The following is a 16,421-nucleotide window of genomic DNA, read 5'->3' on the forward strand; positions in this document are numbered from 1 at the left end:
GAGGAACTAATATGAGTGCAAAAGTATTAATCGTAGACGACGCCGCTTTCATGCGGATGATGATCAAGGAAATCCTATCGAAGAACGGCTATGATGTCGTCGGTGAAGCAGAAAACGGACGCGAAGCGGTCACGAAGTATAAGGAATTGACACCGGACCTCGTCACGCTAGACATTACGATGCCTGAGATGGACGGAATCTCTGCGCTTAAAGAAATCAAAGCATTCAATCCTGCCGCTAAAGTCATCATGTGTTCAGCGATGGGGCAACAGTCGATGGTCATCGACGCGATTCAAGCAGGTGCAAAAGATTTCATCGTCAAACCGTTCCAAGCGGATCGTGTGCTTGAAGCGGTCTCGAAAACTGTCTCGTCATGAAAAAAGTGACTTTGCTGATTTGTCTTCTGTTTCTGCTGACACTTCCTGTACAGGCTGAAACGGTCGAAGAAAAATTAAATCCAACCAAGAACGATGCACCGACGACTCAGCAAGTCGATGAGAGTCCTTCCATGGCATTGACCATCTTTAAAGGAGTCGTCGTTCTCGTCGTCTTGATCGGCGGATTCATCCTCGTGACACGTTTTATTCACGAGCGGACGCGAGGCGTCAGACATTCCGGACGATTGACCCATCTAGGCGGTGTACCACTTGGTAAGGATCGATCGGTTCAGTTAGTGAAAGTGCAGGATAAGATTTATGTCGTCGGTGTTGGTGAGAACGTGCAACTCTTAGACACGCTGGACGATTTAGAGGGATACGAACCGACGGATCTTGAAGAGGCATCTTCGAAATCAGCACCTTCACCATTTCTTGAGACGTTCAAACAACAACTCGAGCAACTGCAGAAGAATCGAGGGCGCTCATGAATACGATTGAAAACCTGATCTCACTCGATACTCCGTCAGGAACAGCAACATCGATTAAACTGCTCGTATTACTGACGTTGTTATCACTGGCGCCCTCGTTACTAATTTTAATGACTTGTTTCACGCGTGTCGTCGTCGTGTTGTCGTTCGTCCGTTCGGCTCTCGGAACACAACAGACGCCGCCGAACCAGCTACTCGTCGGACTGGCGCTGTTCATTACGCTTTTCGTCATGTCGCCCGTTTTATCTGAATTAAACACAACGGCTTTAAAACCATATATGGCTGATAAAATTAGTCAAGATGAAGCGTTTGATAAAGCAGGAGATACGATGAAACGCTTCATGTCGAAGCACACGCGAACGAATGATTTAGAACTATTCTTAAAATACGGTAATTATGAAAAACCGGAAAAGATTGAAGATATTCCACTCGTCGCACTCGTTCCAGCATATGCGATTAGTGAACTGAAGACGGCCTTTCAAATCGGTTTCATGATTTTCATACCTTTCCTTGTCATCGACATGGTCGTCTCGAGTGTTTTGATGTCGATGGGGATGATGATGTTACCGCCGGTCATGATTGCGTTACCGTTTAAGTTATTGTTATTTATTCTAGTTGACGGCTGGCACCTGATCGTTGAATCACTGCTCGTCAGTATGCGTTAGGGGGAGAAAAGATGACTCAAGAAATGATTATTCAGTTGGCAAGCTCCGCTGTCTGGACATTACTCAAAGTATCGGCCCCCTTGTTACTCGTCTCGCTCGTCGTCGGTCTGCTCGTCAGTATTTTGCAGGCGACGACGCAGATTCAGGAACAGACGTTATCGTTTGTTCCAAAGATCGTTGCCGTGTTTTTAGCACTCGTCTTCTTTGGACCTTGGATCATGCAGGAGTTACAGAGCTTTACGATTGATCTATTCAAACAAATCGCTGAGGTTTCCCGAAAATGACACTACTTTCTTTCCTGAGTGTTTTTCTGCTCGTCTTTGGACGGATCGTCGGTTTTCTCGTTGCGGCGCCTTTGTTTTCATCAAGACAATTACCAGCGCAACATAAATTAGCGCTTGCTGCGGGACTTGCTTACTTTGCGAGTTACGCCGTGGAGACGGACGTTCGTGTAGAAGACTTCGATTTTTTCTTTCGGATGGGAACGGAAGTCTTAGTGGGTCTAGCTCTTGGCTTACTTGCCAGTTTTTTATTATACGCCCCACAAATTGCGGGTTCGATCATTGATTTACAGATGGGTCTTGCGATGGCTTCCGCTTATGATCCGATGTTTGGCGGACAGTCACCAATCGTCGGACGATTTTATTACATGCTGACGTTACTCGTCCTGCTCGCTTCTGATATGCATCTCATTTTACTGGACGGCATCTATACGAGCTTTCAGATCTTTCCGCCAGGCAGTCTGATTGCGGTATCAGGCGACGCAGGAATGAGTTTGGTCATCCGTGTCGTCGGACTTGCGATGTTGACTGCCTTACAAATGGCGATGCCACTTGTTGTTTCACTCTTTTTAGTGGATCTCGCACTTGGTTTCTTAGCGAAAACGGCACCCCAGTTCAACATTTTTGCGATTGGTTTTTCCGTCAAACTGTTAATGGGATACGCGATTCTGTTTTTATTAGCAGGAGCGACGATCACAGGAATCGGTCGATTCGTTCCATTGTTGCAAGATGTACTTGCAGACGCCATTCGATTACTAGGAGGTTAAGGACATGCATTCATATCGATTACGCCTTGATCTTCAGTACTTCGCTGGTGAGAAGACGGAAAAAGCGACACCTCGAAAGCGGGATGACTCGCGTAAAAAGGGACAGGTCGCAAAATCAGCAGATTTAACGAGCAGTTTTATGTTATTCGCGATGTTTCTTGTTCTCTATTTTTTCGGTCCATTTCTAGGACGGCGATTCGTACTCGTCCTACAAGATGGTCTCAGTGCAAGTCAAGTTCTGCAAGCCGTCGAAGAGGGACGAATTGAACAGATTTTAGTCGAAATGCTGATACAAATGGGGATTTTAGTCGCCCCCTTCTTTTTAACAGCGGTCGTCATCGGGATCCTTGGAAACTTCGTTCAGATTGGTGTGCTCTTAAGTGGTGAGGCGATCCAGCCGAAGCTGGACCGGATCAATCCGCTTCAAGGCGTCAAACGGATCGTTAGCGTTAAAGCACTCGTCGAGTTTTTGAAATCCGTTTTTAAACTGCTCGTCATCGGTGTCACGAGTGGCACGGTTCTGTGGAACAACAAAGTCGAGATTTCGAGGCTGACCTCGGAACCAATCGGCGATGCGTTAGCTATCATTGGTCATTTAACATTTTTGCTCGGTTTGTCGGTCAGTATCGCCTTGATCGCGTTAGCCATTCTGGACTTCGCATATCAAAAATTTGATTTTGAAAAGTCGATTCGAATGAGTAAACAGGATTTAAAGGATGAGCATAAGAACACGGAAGGTGACCCTCAAATCAAAGGAAAGATTAAACAACAACAACGGGAGATGGCGATGCGGCGGATGATGCAAGAAATACCGAATGCCGACGTCGTCATCACGAACCCGACCCATTATGCGGTAGCGATTCAATACGATGACGGAAAACATATGGCACCGATCGTCGTTGCAAAAGGCGTAGATGCTGTCGCGTTCCGGATTCGGGAGAAGGCGACAGCAGCTGATGTCCCGATTGTTGAAAATCGTCCGCTGGCGCGGGCGTTGTTTGCTCAAACAGAGATTGGTATGGCAGTGGATGAAACGTTCTATCAGGCGCTCGCTGAAACACTCGCCTTTGTCTATCAACTGAAACAAGCAAAATGAAAGGATGAAGCATCATGAGTATATCAACACGAGATTTAACGGTTCTGCTAGGCGTCATCATGATCGTCTTCATGCTCGTCATTCCACTGCCCGCTATCATGCTCGATTTTTTAATCATCATCAATATCTTAATTGCTTTGATGGTATTACTCGTTGCGATGAATGCCAAAGAGGCACTTGAGTTTTCTGTATTTCCGACGTTGTTATTGATCGTCACCTTGTTTCGTCTGGCACTTAACGTCTCGACGACACGGGCGATCCTATCAAACGGAAATGGTGGCGAAGTCATTGAAGCATTCGGTGACTTCGTCGTCGGCGGAAATGCGCTCGTCGGATTCGTTGTCTTCTTGATTCTCGTCTTGATCCAGTTCCTCGTCATCACGAAAGGTTCGGAACGAGTTTCGGAAGTGTCGGCACGTTTTACGCTTGATGCGATGCCCGGAAAACAGATGGCAATCGATGCCGACTTGAACTCCGGCATGATTGACGAAGTGCAAGCCCGGACCCGCCGCCAAAAAATTCAATCGGAAGCAGACTTTTATGGGGCGATGGACGGGGCCTCGAAGTTCGTTAAAGGAGATGCGATCGCTGGTATCATCATTGTCATCATTAACTTGATCTTTGGAATGATCATCGGTGTCGTTCAGCAAGGCTTACCGATGGCGGAGTCAGTCAAATTGTATACGTTGTTAACAGTTGGGGACGGTCTCGTCAGTCAGATTCCAGCACTGTTGATTTCGGTTGCGACCGGAATCATCGTCACGCGCTCGACATCCGACGGAAATCTTGGTGAAGATGTCATCGGTCAATTAACACGCACACCATTACTTGTCGGAATCGCAGCTGGAGCAATCTTCTTACTCGGACTATTCACAGCGATTCCCGATTACGTCACGATGCCGATTGCAGCGTTATTTGGCTTCTTCGCTTGGCGAATGAAGCAGACGACGAAGACGATGCAAGAAGAGGTCGCGGTTGAGGAAGCGCCGAGCGAAAACTTGCGTTCGAGTGAATCGGTCATTTCCTTACTGAATGTCGATACGATTGAATTTGAATTCGGTTACGGTTTGATTCCACTCGCTGATGAAGCGCAAGGTGGCGATTTACTCGATCGTGTCGTCATGATTCGTCGGCAGCTAGCACTCGAACTTGGATTCGTTCTACCGACTGTTCGGATTCGTGATCACCTGCAGTTATCACCGAACCAGTATCGAATCAAGATTCGCGGAAGTGAGATGGCAAGTGGTGAGCTATTGCTTGATCATTATTTAGCGATGAGCCCAGGGGTTGATGATCCAGAAATTCGAGGCATCGAGACGGTTGAACCAGCATTCGGTATGCCGGCACTCTGGATTGATGAACAGACACGGAGCCGAGCAGAGATGTCAGGCTATACGGTCGTTGATCCACCATCCGTCGTTGCGACACATTTAACGGAGCTCTTGAAGAAACATGCAGCTGAGTTACTCGGTCGAGAAGAGACGAAACAGTTGGTTGATCATTTGAAGGAATCCCATCCGATTTTGGTCGAGGAAGTAACACCACAACTGTTATCAATCGGGGAACTTCAAAAAGTATTCGTTCAATTATTAAAAGAAAAAGTCTCGATTCGAAATCTACCATTGATTTTTGAAACGCTCGCGGACTATGCAGCTGTGACGAAAGACAGCGAACTGCTTGCTGAATATGTCCGTCAATCCTTATCGCGTCAAATTACGGAACAAGTCATGCAAGGAGATGTCTTACATGTCGTGACGGTCTCAAGTGAGATGGAACTGGATATCCAGTCGGCCATCCAAAAGACGGAGTTCGGAAATTATTTAGCGCTTGATCCCGAAAAGGCGACACGTTTCATCGAGACGTTACAGGAGCGAGCAACGGAATTCGAACGGTACGGGGCGCATCCGATCATCCTGACTTCTCCAAGTATCCGGATGTTCGTCCGTCAATTGACAGAACGGTATTTTCCAGATATTCCGATATTGTCTTATAACGAATTAATGCCGACGATTGAAGTTAAGAGTATTGGGGTGATTTAAGCGATGATAGTCAAAAAAGTCACGGCGGATTCCGTTAGCGAAGCCATGGAACGCATCAAACGCGAACTCGGTAACGATGCCATCATATTAAATACTCGCCATATTAAAGTGGGCGGATTCTTTGGCTTATTTGCGAAGAAAAAAGTGGAACTGGTTGCATCGGTGGATGAACATGTGTCGAACGAACCGATCGTTTCGAAGCAAGCAACGAGTCGGAAGGACATTGTGGAAACCATCCAACCGATCCCAATGCGTCCGACGATCGTTACGGTCGGCGAACGACCATTGCCGAAAGAATTGCGACATTATGCGCCGCTGTTGGCAGAACCAGCGTTACAGCAGGTGTCTGAACGATTGCATGAGCGATTACTGACTGCGTACTATCAAACGCAGCAAACGGAATTAACGGATCTTTTAACTGAAGAAGTAAAAACGGCATTACGTATAACAACATCGACTGCACGTTATGTCATGCTGACAGGACCGACTGGTGTCGGAAAGACGACGACCATCGCTAAACTCGCTGCACATCATACGCTCATTAAAAATCAACGAGTCGGTCTCATCACAACCGATACATACCGAATTTCGGCGATTGAGCAACTAAAAACATATGCTGACATATTAGGTATTCCGATTCATGTCGCGTATGATTTGGAAGATTTCGAACGAGCGAAGCAGGCGCTAACCTCATGCGATATCGTACTTGTCGATACAGCGGGACGGAATTTCCTTGATGAGGCGTATGTAGAGCAATTGCGAAGTCGTCATGACTTTGAGGATACGGATGTGTTTTTAGTTCTTAGTTTGACATCAAAATACCGAGATTTATTACAAATCCACGATCGTTTCAGCAAGATTCCCTTATCAGGGATCGTTTTTTCAAAAGCAGATGAAACAAGTGAACTGTGGTCGATGTTTGGGCTTATGACAGAGACGGAGTTACCAATCTATTGCGTGACAACGGGTCAAGAAGTGCCAGAAGACATCACGTTCGCTACGGCGGATGAGTTATCCCGAATGATCGTCGAGAGAGGGATGAGATGATGCGAGAAGATCAAGCACGTGTCTTACGATCAAAAGTGACCGTCAAGGAAACGAAGACGATTGCCATCGTGAGTGGAAAAGGTGGCGTCGGAAAAACGAATGTCGCGGTGAATCTTGGCGTGGCATTATCGTTACAAGAAAAACGAGTACTCTTGATTGATCTTGATATCGGGATGGCGAACATTGGTATTCTATTCGGTAAATCATCGAAGTCATCCTTGATGGAATGCGTCAAACGACGAGAATCACTCCAGCACGCAATCGTTGAACAGTCTCCATCCCTTCATTTCATTCATGGCGGGAGTGGATTTGCGGAACTGACGAATCTGACGAAGGAGGATGTCGTGTTCCTACTGCGGGAATTCCAATTTTTCTATGAGTATGATTTTGTGTTGCTCGATTTAGGAGCCGGCGCCAACCATCAGACGTTTGATTTTATCAGTAGTGCAGACGAAGCCTGGTTGATCGTCACGCCAGAGCCGACTTCAATCATGGACGGTTATGCGTTCGTCAAACTGGCACACCATCATGCGACGGATCTTCCGATTTCCGTAGTCGTCAATCGGGCGACGAATGGTGGAGAAGCACTTGAAACGTTTGATCGACTGGCGCTCGTCAGCCAACAATTTTTACAAAAACCACTGCGCTTTACCGGTTTTTTGCCGGAAGATCCGGCAGTCGTCAAAGCAGTCAAGGCACAGATGCCATTTTACTTGATGGATCGAACGAGTGACGTCAGTTGGAGACTCGATCATATCACGACGTCTCTAACAGGTGTACAAGTCAAGGAACGGAAGTTTTTAGATCGATTGTTACATCGTCTGAAAAAACGAAAAGATCATGTCCGTTAAGATTAAAGGAGGGTATCAGTCATGGACTTAAATGAATATGTGGGGTTGTTCCTCGATGAGTCGATGGAGCATTTACAAGCTATTAACACAAGCTTATTGGTTTTTGAAGAACGATTAGACGATGAAGCGGTCATCGATCAAATTTTCCGGTCTGCCCATACGCTAAAAGGGATGGCAGGAACGATGGGATATGATGCGATCGCTGATTTGACGCATGAGATGGAAAGCGCCCTTGATTTAGTCAGATCAAAGAAACAACCCGCTACAGCTGAGTTGATCGATGTCCTATTCGTTGCTGCTGAGCAACTGGAAACGATGGTAGAAGACATCAGTCGCGGTGGAAAAGGGAAACTTGACGTTACGGAAACAGTGAGACGATTACAGCAGTTCATTCGTCCCGAACAAGAAGAGATCATTTCGGTTACGCCATCAACTGCACCATCAACATTCGAATGTGATGTCTATTCGGAAGCGGTCGTCAAACAATCGATTGCGTCCGGTTATCAAGCCTATATCGTCCAAGTCGAACTTTCAGCAGACGTCATCTTAAAAGCGGCACGTGTTTACATGGTCTTTGATCGTTTACAACAGCTCGGAGATGTCATTTTGTCGAATCCGACATCTGATGAACTGGAGCAAGAACATTTTGAGACGTCATTCTCTGTTTTATTCGTGACGCAACAAGAGCAATCGGTCATTCAAGAGGCGGTTGCCTCGGTTTCTGAAGTCGCAATAGTAACGATGGACGTGTTCGAAGCAACACCAGAAGCAGAGGTGGCGACATCCACCCTTCCACAGGAAGTGCCGGTTGCGACATCAGCACCTGCACCAACAGCTTCACCGGAATCACCAGAACAGACAGATCTATCTGTGCCTGTCGCTTCGAAAACGATTCGTGTCAATCTCGAGCGGATTGATCGTTTGATGAATCTGTTCGAAGAGTTCATCATCGACCGCGGACGTTTGGAGCGTATTGCAGCAGAAGTCAGCTCGCCGGAATTGACAGATACGGTCGAACGGATCAAACGGGGCACGAACGAATTGCAATCACTCGTTTTAACGTTACGAATGATGCCGATCGAACAAGTATTCAATCGATTCCCACGAATGGTGCGTTCCGTTTCGAAGGATGTCGGAAAACATATCAAACTACACATTACGGGTGCTGAGACGGAACTTGATCGCACAGTCATCGATGAGATTGGTGATCCACTTGTCCACTTAATCCGTAATGCGATCGATCATGGAATTGAAAACAAGGCGGAACGGATTTTAGCGAATAAGCCGGTCGAAGGAAATCTTTCGCTTCGTGCCTACCATTCAGGAAACCGAGTCTTCATTGAGATTGAAGATGATGGAGCAGGTATCAATCACGAACGTGTCACACGGATTGCGATTGAAAAAGGATTGATCACAGAAGAAGAAGCGATGCAATTAACGATCGAAGAGGCTTCGATGCTGTTATTCGCACCTGGTTTCTCGACGGCAGAAGAAGTCACGGACTTGTCTGGTCGTGGTGTTGGTCTCGACGTCGTCAAATCGAAGATCGAATCATTGGGTGGAGAAGTGTTCGTTGAGACACGCCGCGGAGAAGGAACGATTTTCCGTATCAGTTTACCATTGACGCTCTCGATCATCTCAGCCATGCTCGTTGAGCTCGGACAAGAAACGTATGCAATTCCACTGACTGCCATCATCGAGACGACATCTTTACGTAAATCGGCGATCCTGCAAGCGCACCGGGAAAAAGTATTTGATTTCCGTGGACAATTGGTTCCACTTATTTCGCTGAATGAAGTTTACGGATTGCCACAACATGAGGCAGAAGCCTATTCGGTCGTCGTCGTCCGGAGTGGCGAAAAATTAGCAGGATTGATCGTATCCGAATTGATCGGTCAACAGGAAATCGTCATGAAGCCACTCGGTAGTTATCTAGAAGGCATCCGTGCCATTTCTGGCGCGACGATTCTTGGAGACGGACAAGTCGCATTGATCATTGACAGCAATGCACTATTACGGAAGTGAGGGGAACGAAGATGGAACAAAAATGGGTTGTTTTTCAATTAGAAGATAATGCATACGGTATTGATGTACAGTCTGTTCGTTCAATCGAACGGCTCATCCCGATCACACGGATTCCGAACGCTGCATCCTATGTCAAAGGAGTCATCAATTTGCGAGGTGTCGTCACCCCCGTGATTGACCTGCGTGCCCGTCTTGGATTCGAATTAATGGAAGAAACGGAAGAAACACGCATCATCATCGCCACTTTGGAGCATGGGGACGCTGGATTCATCGTCGACCGGGCAAACGAAGTCGTCGAATCAACGGATGTTCGGATTGAACCGCTCAGTGAACAAAAGCAGGAGGATGCCTCGTATTTGACTGCAGTCGCAAAAGGCGATCAGCAATTGTTTTCGTTGATTGAACCGAATCGCTTATTTGAGGACATCGTTCATGCTTAATCCGAACGAACGGGACATTTTACGGGAAGTCGGCAACATTGGAGCTGGTCACGCAGCGACAGCACTTTCGACCTTACTTGGACAACCGATTGAGATCGAAGTACCTTCCGCTGAACTTGAGGATTTCACGACGATCATCGAGCGAAGTGGAGGGGCGGAAACGTATACCGCTGGTGCATTGTTACGTTTTTCTGGCGATATTCAAGCAACGTTACTTTTTTTGATGCCACTTCGTGATGCAGAGAAGCTTGTGAGCCAATTGATGCAGACGGAATTCCACTTTTTTTCCGATTCCCACGAAATGGGGGTTTCTGCTTGGGAAGAAATTGGGAATATTTTAATAGGAGCATATGCTCGGGCTATCTCCGATTGGCTTGATTTATCGTTACATGTCAGTGTTCCTGCATCAGCGTTTGATATGGTTGGTGCGTTACTTGAAGTAGCCTTACTTGAATCAACGACCCCAGGCAATATGGCTGTCTATATCGACACGCATTTGTCTAGTGCAGGAAACGATTTGACTGGACATTTACTTTTGTTGCCTGAAGCTAACGCCTTTCAGACGGTCTTCGAACGATTGGGTGTGGACTTGAATGGATGAAATCGTACGGATTGGGATTGCGGAGTACGCCATCAGTAAACGCCCCGTCATTTTACGGACGGCGGGTCTTGGATCGTGTGTAGGCGTCGTCATCTATGACCAGGAACGAGGGTTATCGAGTATGGCGCATGTCATGTTGCCTGATTCAGCGATCAGTCGGAATCGGGAGCTTGAAGTCGGAAAGTTCGCGGATACGGCAATTCTAGAGGTAGCCCGCGAATTACGAGCAAGTGGAGCCATCCGATTACGCGCGAAGATTGCGGGTGGGGCTCAGATGTTTCAATTTAAGTATGAACATGAATCAATGCGGATTGGTGAGCGAAACATCGCTGCGGTCAAAGCGATGCTTCAACAAGTAAAAATTCCACTCGTTGCCGAAGATGTTGGCGGCACGAATGGACGAACGATCGAGTTCCACTCACAATCAGGGCGTCTCGTCATCCGGACGGTGAATGTCGGGACGCTGGAAATCTAGAGGAGGAATGGTCATGCGTGAGGAATTACAACAACTTTGGGATCGATGGCTGACCACACGCGATATTGCGGTGGCAGACCTGTTACTTCACAATTATGAACCACTTGTTCAATACCATGTTCAGCGTTTGAGTGCGACGTTGCCTAAAAGTGTCGATCGAGACGAGTTGAAAAGTTTAGGGATGATGGGATTGTACGATGCGCTTCAAAAATTCGATCAAAATCATAATAATAAATTCGACACGTATGCCGCCTTTCGGATTCGAGGAGCTATTTTAGATGGGCTTCGTAAAATCGATTGGTTACCACGTTCCTTACGGGAAAAAGCAAAACGGGTCGAGGCAGCCGTTGAGATCCTTGAACAATCTTTGCAACGGACGCCGACGTTAGACGAAGTCTCTTCCATCGTCGACATGACACCGGACGAGGTCAAGGGTGCTTTAGCAGAAAGCTATTTTGCGAATGTATTATCGATCGATGAAGCAGTCACGCTACAGGATGAGGGGAAGGCGATGACCGTCTCCTATTTAGATCCAGATACTGCTACACCGGAAGATATGTTATTAATGCGTGAGTTGATCGCTAAACTGGCAGAGGAAGTCGAAGGGTTATCCGAAAAAGAACAACTTGTCGTCTCGTTGTTCTATTATGAAGAATTGACTCTTACTGAAATTGGAGAAGTCCTCGGGCTCTCGACTTCCCGTATTTCACAAATCCATTCAAAATCGCTTCGGAAGTTGAAGAATGCGCTCGGAAGTGCCTACTTAGCAGATCGTGTCGCCATGTGAAAGGAAGAATTATGACTGTCGTTTATATTTTATTAGCTGCTCTAGTCTGTTATGCGCTGCTGGTGTTGTTTCGCCAGCAGGCAGCGCTTAAAGACCGGATTATCCGGTTGGAACATGAAAAGAATGAGACGGAACAAGTGTTGCTTCATTTCATGGAGAACGTCAACGCCATGACGGAGACATCCGTAATTAAAGCGAACGAACAGGTTGGACAAGTACCGGACGCGTCTCCACAGATGGTGAAGGCGGCTACATACGAAAAATCGGAAACCGTCGAAATCGAACAATCCATTTCAAAAGAACCACCGTTAACGGATGTCAAGCAGGCGCTCCGAGAAGGAGCGGATCTTGAGACGCTTGCGCGGTCTTTGAATCGCGGGACGGGCGAGGTTGCTTTGATTGCTAAACTTTCTCATCAAACGAAGGTTGCCCCTCGGTAATCTTTATGCTATATTAGTCTACGGTGTTAATTACGCACGCATGTATCGCCAGCTGCGGTGCCTTTAATAGGTTAGCTGGACAGACGATCATCGCGGAGGACATCCAAAACCCAAAAGGAGGAATTCATCATGGCAGTAATCTCGATGAAACAATTGTTAGAAGCTGGTGTACACTTCGGTCACCAAACACGCCGTTGGAACCCAAAAATGGCAAAATACATCTTCACAGAACGGAACGGAATCTACATCATCGACCTTCAAAAAACGGTCAAAAAAGTAGACGAAGCATACAACTTCATCCGTGAAGTAGCGTCTGAAGGCGGAAACGTTCTTTTCGTTGGTACGAAAAAACAAGCTCAAGACACTGTGAAAGAAGAAGCGATCCGTGCAGGTCAATACTTCATCAACGAACGTTGGTTGGGTGGAACTCTCACGAACTTCTCTACAATCAAAAAACGTATCAACCGTTTGAAACAACTCGAAAAAATGGAAGAGAACGGTACATTCGAAGTTCTTCCTAAAAAAGAAGTCATCATTCTTAAAAAAGAAATGACTCGTCTTGAGAAATTCCTCGGCGGTATCAAAGATATGCCAGGCGTTCCGGATGCACTCTTCATCGTTGACCCACGCAAAGAGCGTATCGCGATTGCAGAAGCACACAAACTCAACATCCCAATCGTTGCGATTGTTGATACTAACTGTGATCCAGACGAAATCGACTACGTCATCCCAGCGAACGACGATGCGATCCGTGCAGTCAAATTGCTCACTGGTAAAATGGCTGACGCAATCCTCGAAGTTAAACAAGGCGAAGATAACGTAGCACCTGAAACTACTGAAGAAGTAGTAGCAGACGCTGAGTAATTCGTGATGCCAGGTGATAAAGGGAATCGACCTTTTATCACCTTTTTTTTGAAACTAAGGATGTTATAAGGAGGAATATCGAATGGCTATTACAGCAGCAATGGTTAAAGAACTTCGTGAAAAAACAGGTGCAGGTATGCTCGACTGCAAAAAAGCACTCGTTGAAACTGACGGTGACATGAACGCAGCAGTAGATTTCTTGCGTGAAAAAGGGATCGCTAAAGCAGCAGCAAAAGGCGATCGTATTGCAGCTGAAGGATTGACTGCAGTTGCAGTTGACGGCAACAAAGCGGCACTCGTCGAAATCAACTCAGAAACAGACTTCGTTGCGAAAAACGAACGTTTCCAAACACTCGTTCAAAACATCGCAGACGCTGTTCTCCGTAACGGTTCTGAGACAGCAGAAGCTGCTCTTGCTTCTGAATACGAAGCGGGTAAAACAATCGACACATACATCTCAGAAGAAGCTTCAACAATCGGAGAGAAAATCTCACTCCGTCGCGTAGCGCTCTTCACAAAAGCAGATGATGCAGTCTTCGGTTCTTACCTCCACATGGGTGGACGCATCGGTTCAGTCGTCGTTATCGAAGGTACGACAGATGAAACAGTTGCAAAAGATGTTGCAATGCACATCGCAGCAGCACGTCCACTTTACGTTGACCGTACTTCTGTCACAGAAGAAGAAAAAGCACGTGAAGAAAAAGTCCTCACTGAGCAAGCGTTGAACGAAGGAAAACCAGCTAACATCGTTGAAAAAATGATCGTTGGTCGTATGAACAAGTTCTTCGAGGAAATCTGCCTCGTCGATCAAACGTTCGTCAAGGACCCAGACTTCAAAGTTGGTAAATATGTAGAATCTAAAGGCGGTAAAGTCGTGTCATTCGTACGCTTCGAAGTTGGAGAAGGTATGGAAAAACGCGAAGAGAACTTCGCTGAAGAAGTTATGAACCAACTTAAAAAATAAGAATCGGGATCATCCTGATGACAAGAGAAGGAACACGTATGCTTCAATCCACTTTCGTGTGGAAGTGGTTCGTGTTCCTTTTTTACGGAATTTAGCAAGGGGGACATAGTCATGCAACCGAAATATAACCGGATTGTGTTAAAATTGAGCGGAGAAGCGCTCGCAGGAGATCAAGGGTTTGGGATCAATCCTGTCATCGTCAAATCTATCTCGGAACAGATTCGCGAATTAGTTGAATTGAACGTTGAAGTAGCGGTCGTCGTCGGAGCTGGAAACATTTGGCGTGGCAAAACAGGTGCAGAACTTGGGATGGACCGGGCCAACGCCGATTATATGGGGATGTTAGCGACAGTCATGAACTCGCTTGCGCTTCAAGACAGCTTAGAAGATGTAGGTGTTGAAACACGTGTTCAAACATCAATCGAGATGCGCCAAGTAGCAGAACCGTACATTCGCCGCCGTGCGATGCGTCACCTCGAAAAAGGACGCGTCGTCATCTTTGCAGCAGGTACAGGGAACCCGTACTTCTCGACAGATACGACAGCTGCTCTTCGTGCAGCTGAAATTGAAGCAGAGGTCATCTTGATGGCGAAAAACAACGTCGATGGTGTGTACTCAGCTGACCCGAATGTTGATCCAGAAGCGAAGAAATTCGAAACGCTCTCTTACTTGGATGTCTTAAAGGATGGACTTCAAGTTATGGATTCTACAGCAACATCACTTTGTATGGACAATGACATCCCGCTCATCGTCTTCTCGTTGATGGAAGAAGGTAACATCAAACGTGTCGTCATCGGTGACGAAATCGGGACAATCGTAAGGGGGAAATAACATGTCAAAAGAAATCTTAAAACAAGCCGAAGAACGGATGGAAAAAGCACATCTTTCACTTAAGAAAGAACTTGCGACACTCCGCGCAGGTCGTGCGAACGTTGCGATTTTAGATCCCGTTCAAGTCGAATACTACGGTTCACCGACACCGCTTAATCAAGTAGCGAACGTCAACACACCAGAAGCACGTCTGATCTTGATCACTCCATGGGATAAATCAATGGTCAGCGAGATTGAAAAAGCAATTCAACGTGCTGATCTTGGTCTTGCACCATCATCTGATGGTACAGTCATCCGTCTTGCGATTCCACCACTAACGGAAGAGCGCCGGAAGGAACTCGTCAAACTCGTCAAGAAGTATACGGAAGAAGGTAAGGTTGCCCTCCGTAACATTCGTCGTGATACGAACGAGCAGTTAAAGAAACAAGAAAAAGATGGTGCATTGACAGAAGATGATTTGCGTGGATACACAGAAGATGTTCAGACGTTGACAGACAAGTTCGTTAAACAACTTGATCAGACAGCAACGGAAAAAGAACAAGAAATCATGGAAGTATGACGCGACGGATCGTCATGGGGGGGACTCTTTGTCACACGAAGAGTCCCTTTCTTCATAATTGAGAGAGGAGGAAGTGCGGATGTTTCAATGGTTGAATCAGACGAAAGAAACCGAAACCTATGATCGGGTGCCTGAACACGTCGCCATCATCATGGATGGTAACGGTAGATGGGCACAAAAACGTGGACTTCCACGTATCATGGGACATCGCGAAGGCATGAAATCGATTCGTGAGGTTGTTCGGGTTGCAAATGAACTCGGCGTAAAGAGTCTGACATTATACGCCTTCTCGACGGAGAATTGGACGCGTCCGGAAGAAGAAGTGAGTTTTCTCATGAAACTGCCGGCACAATTTCTAGAGTCGGATTTAAAAGAGTTAGACGCACAAAATGTCAAAGTCGAGGTAGCAGGAGAAGTGTCACGCCTCCCTCATTTCACACGTGAGGCAGTGGAACAAGCGAAACTGGATACGCAACACAATACAGGACTTCGTCTGATTTTCGCTCTGAATTATGGAGGACGCGATGAGCTCGTGCAGGTCATGCAAAAACTAGGCGCACAGGTTCAGGCAGGAACATTGTCACCGGATGCGATTACACCGGAGACGATCGAGCGCGAGCTAATGACAGGATCCGTAACCGATGTCGATTTCGTGATTCGAACGAGTGGCGAACAACGGTTATCGAACTTCTTACTTTGGCAAGCGGCGTACGCAGAGTTTTATTTTACAGATGTCTTGTGGCCAGAGTTTCGTCGGGATGCTTTCTTGGCAGCAATTGAAGATTACAATCAACGGACACGCCGATTTGGCGGCGTCTGATTAA

Annotated in this window: 20 protein-coding genes; all 20 read left to right on the forward strand. The window is 46.6% G+C overall.

All coding sequences use genetic code 11. From position 1 onward, the window contains the following. Positions 1-11 precede the first annotated feature (11 nt). The 20 genes from KNQ15_RS00845 (at position 12) to KNQ15_RS00940 (ending at position 16,417) form a co-directional block, all read left to right on the forward strand. On the forward strand, positions 12-377 hold the full coding sequence (locus KNQ15_RS00845) for a response regulator (protein WP_029342063.1): 366 nt from the start codon (positions 12-14) through the stop codon (positions 375-377). After that, positions 374-865, forward strand: coding sequence for a flagellar biosynthetic protein FliO (locus tag KNQ15_RS00850; RefSeq protein WP_133207502.1), 492 nt, complete (start codon positions 374-376; stop codon positions 863-865). Before KNQ15_RS00845 ends, KNQ15_RS00850 begins: the two co-directional genes overlap by 4 nt. Next, entirely contained in the window at positions 862-1,530 is a 669-nt protein-coding gene (fliP, locus tag KNQ15_RS00855; RefSeq protein ID WP_023468706.1) for a flagellar type III secretion system pore protein FliP, read from the forward strand. Before KNQ15_RS00850 ends, fliP begins: the two co-directional genes overlap by 4 nt. 11 nt (positions 1,531-1,541) lie before the next feature. Further along, entirely contained in the window at positions 1,542-1,814 is a 273-nt protein-coding gene (fliQ, locus tag KNQ15_RS00860; RefSeq protein ID WP_214727181.1) for a flagellar biosynthesis protein FliQ, read from the forward strand. After that, on the forward strand, positions 1,811-2,578 hold the full coding sequence (gene fliR, locus KNQ15_RS00865) for a flagellar biosynthetic protein FliR (RefSeq protein WP_214727184.1): 768 nt from the start codon (positions 1,811-1,813) through the stop codon (positions 2,576-2,578). Before fliQ ends, fliR begins: the two co-directional genes overlap by 4 nt. Positions 2,579-2,582: 4 nt before the next feature. Continuing rightward, the gene (gene flhB / locus KNQ15_RS00870; protein ID WP_029342059.1) at positions 2,583-3,674 is read left to right on the forward strand and encodes a flagellar biosynthesis protein FlhB; all 1,092 of its coding nucleotides are present in this window, start codon (positions 2,583-2,585) and stop codon (positions 3,672-3,674) included. Between the two features lie 14 nt (positions 3,675-3,688). After that, the gene (gene flhA, locus KNQ15_RS00875; RefSeq protein WP_149427588.1) at positions 3,689-5,713 is read left to right on the forward strand and encodes a flagellar biosynthesis protein FlhA; all 2,025 of its coding nucleotides are present in this window, start codon (positions 3,689-3,691) and stop codon (positions 5,711-5,713) included. 3 nt (positions 5,714-5,716) lie between these two features. Further along, positions 5,717-6,760 (forward strand): flagellar biosynthesis protein FlhF, encoded by a 1,044-nt coding sequence (locus tag KNQ15_RS00880; protein WP_214727186.1) that lies wholly within the window; start codon positions 5,717-5,719, stop codon positions 6,758-6,760. After that, on the forward strand, positions 6,757-7,611 hold the full coding sequence (locus KNQ15_RS00885; protein WP_029342056.1) for a MinD/ParA family protein: 855 nt from the start codon (positions 6,757-6,759) through the stop codon (positions 7,609-7,611). Before KNQ15_RS00880 ends, KNQ15_RS00885 begins: the two co-directional genes overlap by 4 nt. A 21-nt stretch (positions 7,612-7,632) precedes the next feature. Further along, the gene (locus tag KNQ15_RS00890) at positions 7,633-9,636 is read left to right on the forward strand and encodes a chemotaxis protein CheA (RefSeq protein ID WP_214727194.1); all 2,004 of its coding nucleotides are present in this window, start codon (positions 7,633-7,635) and stop codon (positions 9,634-9,636) included. 11 nt (positions 9,637-9,647) lie between these two features. Beyond that, the gene (locus tag KNQ15_RS00895) at positions 9,648-10,076 is read left to right on the forward strand and encodes a chemotaxis protein CheW (RefSeq protein WP_029342054.1); all 429 of its coding nucleotides are present in this window, start codon (positions 9,648-9,650) and stop codon (positions 10,074-10,076) included. Next, positions 10,069-10,677 (forward strand): chemotaxis protein CheC, encoded by a 609-nt coding sequence (locus KNQ15_RS00900; protein WP_029342053.1) that lies wholly within the window; start codon positions 10,069-10,071, stop codon positions 10,675-10,677. The genes KNQ15_RS00895 and KNQ15_RS00900 overlap by 8 nt, the downstream gene beginning before the upstream one ends. Continuing rightward, positions 10,670-11,152, forward strand: coding sequence for a chemotaxis protein CheD (locus KNQ15_RS00905; RefSeq protein WP_029342052.1), 483 nt, complete (start codon positions 10,670-10,672; stop codon positions 11,150-11,152). Before KNQ15_RS00900 ends, KNQ15_RS00905 begins: the two co-directional genes overlap by 8 nt. A gap of 13 nt (positions 11,153-11,165) precedes the next feature. Continuing rightward, positions 11,166-11,939, forward strand: coding sequence for a FliA/WhiG family RNA polymerase sigma factor (locus KNQ15_RS00910; RefSeq protein ID WP_214727203.1), 774 nt, complete (start codon positions 11,166-11,168; stop codon positions 11,937-11,939). 11 nt (positions 11,940-11,950) lie between these two features. Continuing rightward, positions 11,951-12,379, forward strand: coding sequence for a hypothetical protein (locus tag KNQ15_RS00915; RefSeq protein ID WP_214727205.1), 429 nt, complete (start codon positions 11,951-11,953; stop codon positions 12,377-12,379). Positions 12,380-12,508: 129 nt separating this feature from the next. Further along, positions 12,509-13,243, forward strand: a complete 735-nt coding sequence (gene rpsB, locus KNQ15_RS00920) for a 30S ribosomal protein S2 (RefSeq protein WP_012370721.1) — start codon at positions 12,509-12,511, stop codon at positions 13,241-13,243. Between the two features lie 82 nt (positions 13,244-13,325). Beyond that, positions 13,326-14,207, forward strand: coding sequence for a translation elongation factor Ts (tsf, locus tag KNQ15_RS00925; RefSeq protein WP_023468693.1), 882 nt, complete (start codon positions 13,326-13,328; stop codon positions 14,205-14,207). 111 nt (positions 14,208-14,318) lie between these two features. Further along, positions 14,319-15,038, forward strand: coding sequence for a UMP kinase (gene pyrH, locus KNQ15_RS00930; protein WP_029342047.1), 720 nt, complete (start codon positions 14,319-14,321; stop codon positions 15,036-15,038). A gap of 1 nt (position 15,039) precedes the next feature. After that, entirely contained in the window at positions 15,040-15,597 is a 558-nt protein-coding gene (frr, locus tag KNQ15_RS00935; RefSeq protein ID WP_023468691.1) for a ribosome recycling factor, read from the forward strand. Between the two features lie 79 nt (positions 15,598-15,676). Further along, complete coding sequence (locus KNQ15_RS00940; protein WP_029342046.1) at positions 15,677-16,417, forward strand: undecaprenyl pyrophosphate synthase; 741 nt, start codon at positions 15,677-15,679, stop codon at positions 16,415-16,417. Positions 16,418-16,421: the final 4 nt, after the last annotated feature.

The organism is Exiguobacterium sp. s168, from assembly GCF_018619035.1.
GTDB classification, from domain to species: domain Bacteria; phylum Bacillota; class Bacilli; order Exiguobacteriales; family Exiguobacteriaceae; genus Exiguobacterium_A; species Exiguobacterium_A acetylicum.

Excerpts from the sequence above, each read along its gene's own strand:
- fliQ (WP_214727181.1), top strand. The coding sequence starts at position 1,542 with ATGACTCAAGAAATGATTATTCAGTTGGCAAGCTCCGCTGTCTGGACA.
- KNQ15_RS00890 (WP_214727194.1), top strand. The coding sequence starts at position 7,633 with ATGGACTTAAATGAATATGTGGGGTTGTTCCTCGATGAGTCGATGGAG.
- KNQ15_RS00845 (WP_029342063.1), top strand. The coding sequence starts at position 12 with ATGAGTGCAAAAGTATTAATCGTAGACGACGCCGCTTTCATGCGGATG.
- KNQ15_RS00905 (WP_029342052.1), top strand. The coding sequence starts at position 10,670 with ATGGATGAAATCGTACGGATTGGGATTGCGGAGTACGCCATCAGTAAA.
- fliR (WP_214727184.1), top strand. The coding sequence starts at position 1,811 with ATGACACTACTTTCTTTCCTGAGTGTTTTTCTGCTCGTCTTTGGACGG.
- rpsB (WP_012370721.1), top strand. The coding sequence starts at position 12,509 with ATGGCAGTAATCTCGATGAAACAATTGTTAGAAGCTGGTGTACACTTC.
- KNQ15_RS00915 (WP_214727205.1), top strand. The coding sequence starts at position 11,951 with ATGACTGTCGTTTATATTTTATTAGCTGCTCTAGTCTGTTATGCGCTG.
- flhB (WP_029342059.1), top strand. The coding sequence starts at position 2,583 with ATGCATTCATATCGATTACGCCTTGATCTTCAGTACTTCGCTGGTGAG.
- KNQ15_RS00885 (WP_029342056.1), top strand. The coding sequence starts at position 6,757 with ATGATGCGAGAAGATCAAGCACGTGTCTTACGATCAAAAGTGACCGTC.
- KNQ15_RS00850 (WP_133207502.1), top strand. The coding sequence starts at position 374 with ATGAAAAAAGTGACTTTGCTGATTTGTCTTCTGTTTCTGCTGACACTT.
- KNQ15_RS00895 (WP_029342054.1), top strand. The coding sequence starts at position 9,648 with ATGGAACAAAAATGGGTTGTTTTTCAATTAGAAGATAATGCATACGGT.
- KNQ15_RS00880 (WP_214727186.1), top strand. The coding sequence starts at position 5,717 with ATGATAGTCAAAAAAGTCACGGCGGATTCCGTTAGCGAAGCCATGGAA.
- flhA (WP_149427588.1), top strand. The coding sequence starts at position 3,689 with ATGAGTATATCAACACGAGATTTAACGGTTCTGCTAGGCGTCATCATG.
- fliP (WP_023468706.1), top strand. The coding sequence starts at position 862 with ATGAATACGATTGAAAACCTGATCTCACTCGATACTCCGTCAGGAACA.
- KNQ15_RS00940 (WP_029342046.1), top strand. The coding sequence starts at position 15,677 with ATGTTTCAATGGTTGAATCAGACGAAAGAAACCGAAACCTATGATCGG.
- KNQ15_RS00910 (WP_214727203.1), top strand. The coding sequence starts at position 11,166 with ATGCGTGAGGAATTACAACAACTTTGGGATCGATGGCTGACCACACGC.
- KNQ15_RS00900 (WP_029342053.1), top strand. The coding sequence starts at position 10,069 with ATGCTTAATCCGAACGAACGGGACATTTTACGGGAAGTCGGCAACATT.
- frr (WP_023468691.1), top strand. The coding sequence starts at position 15,040 with ATGTCAAAAGAAATCTTAAAACAAGCCGAAGAACGGATGGAAAAAGCA.
- pyrH (WP_029342047.1), top strand. The coding sequence starts at position 14,319 with ATGCAACCGAAATATAACCGGATTGTGTTAAAATTGAGCGGAGAAGCG.
- tsf (WP_023468693.1), top strand. The coding sequence starts at position 13,326 with ATGGCTATTACAGCAGCAATGGTTAAAGAACTTCGTGAAAAAACAGGT.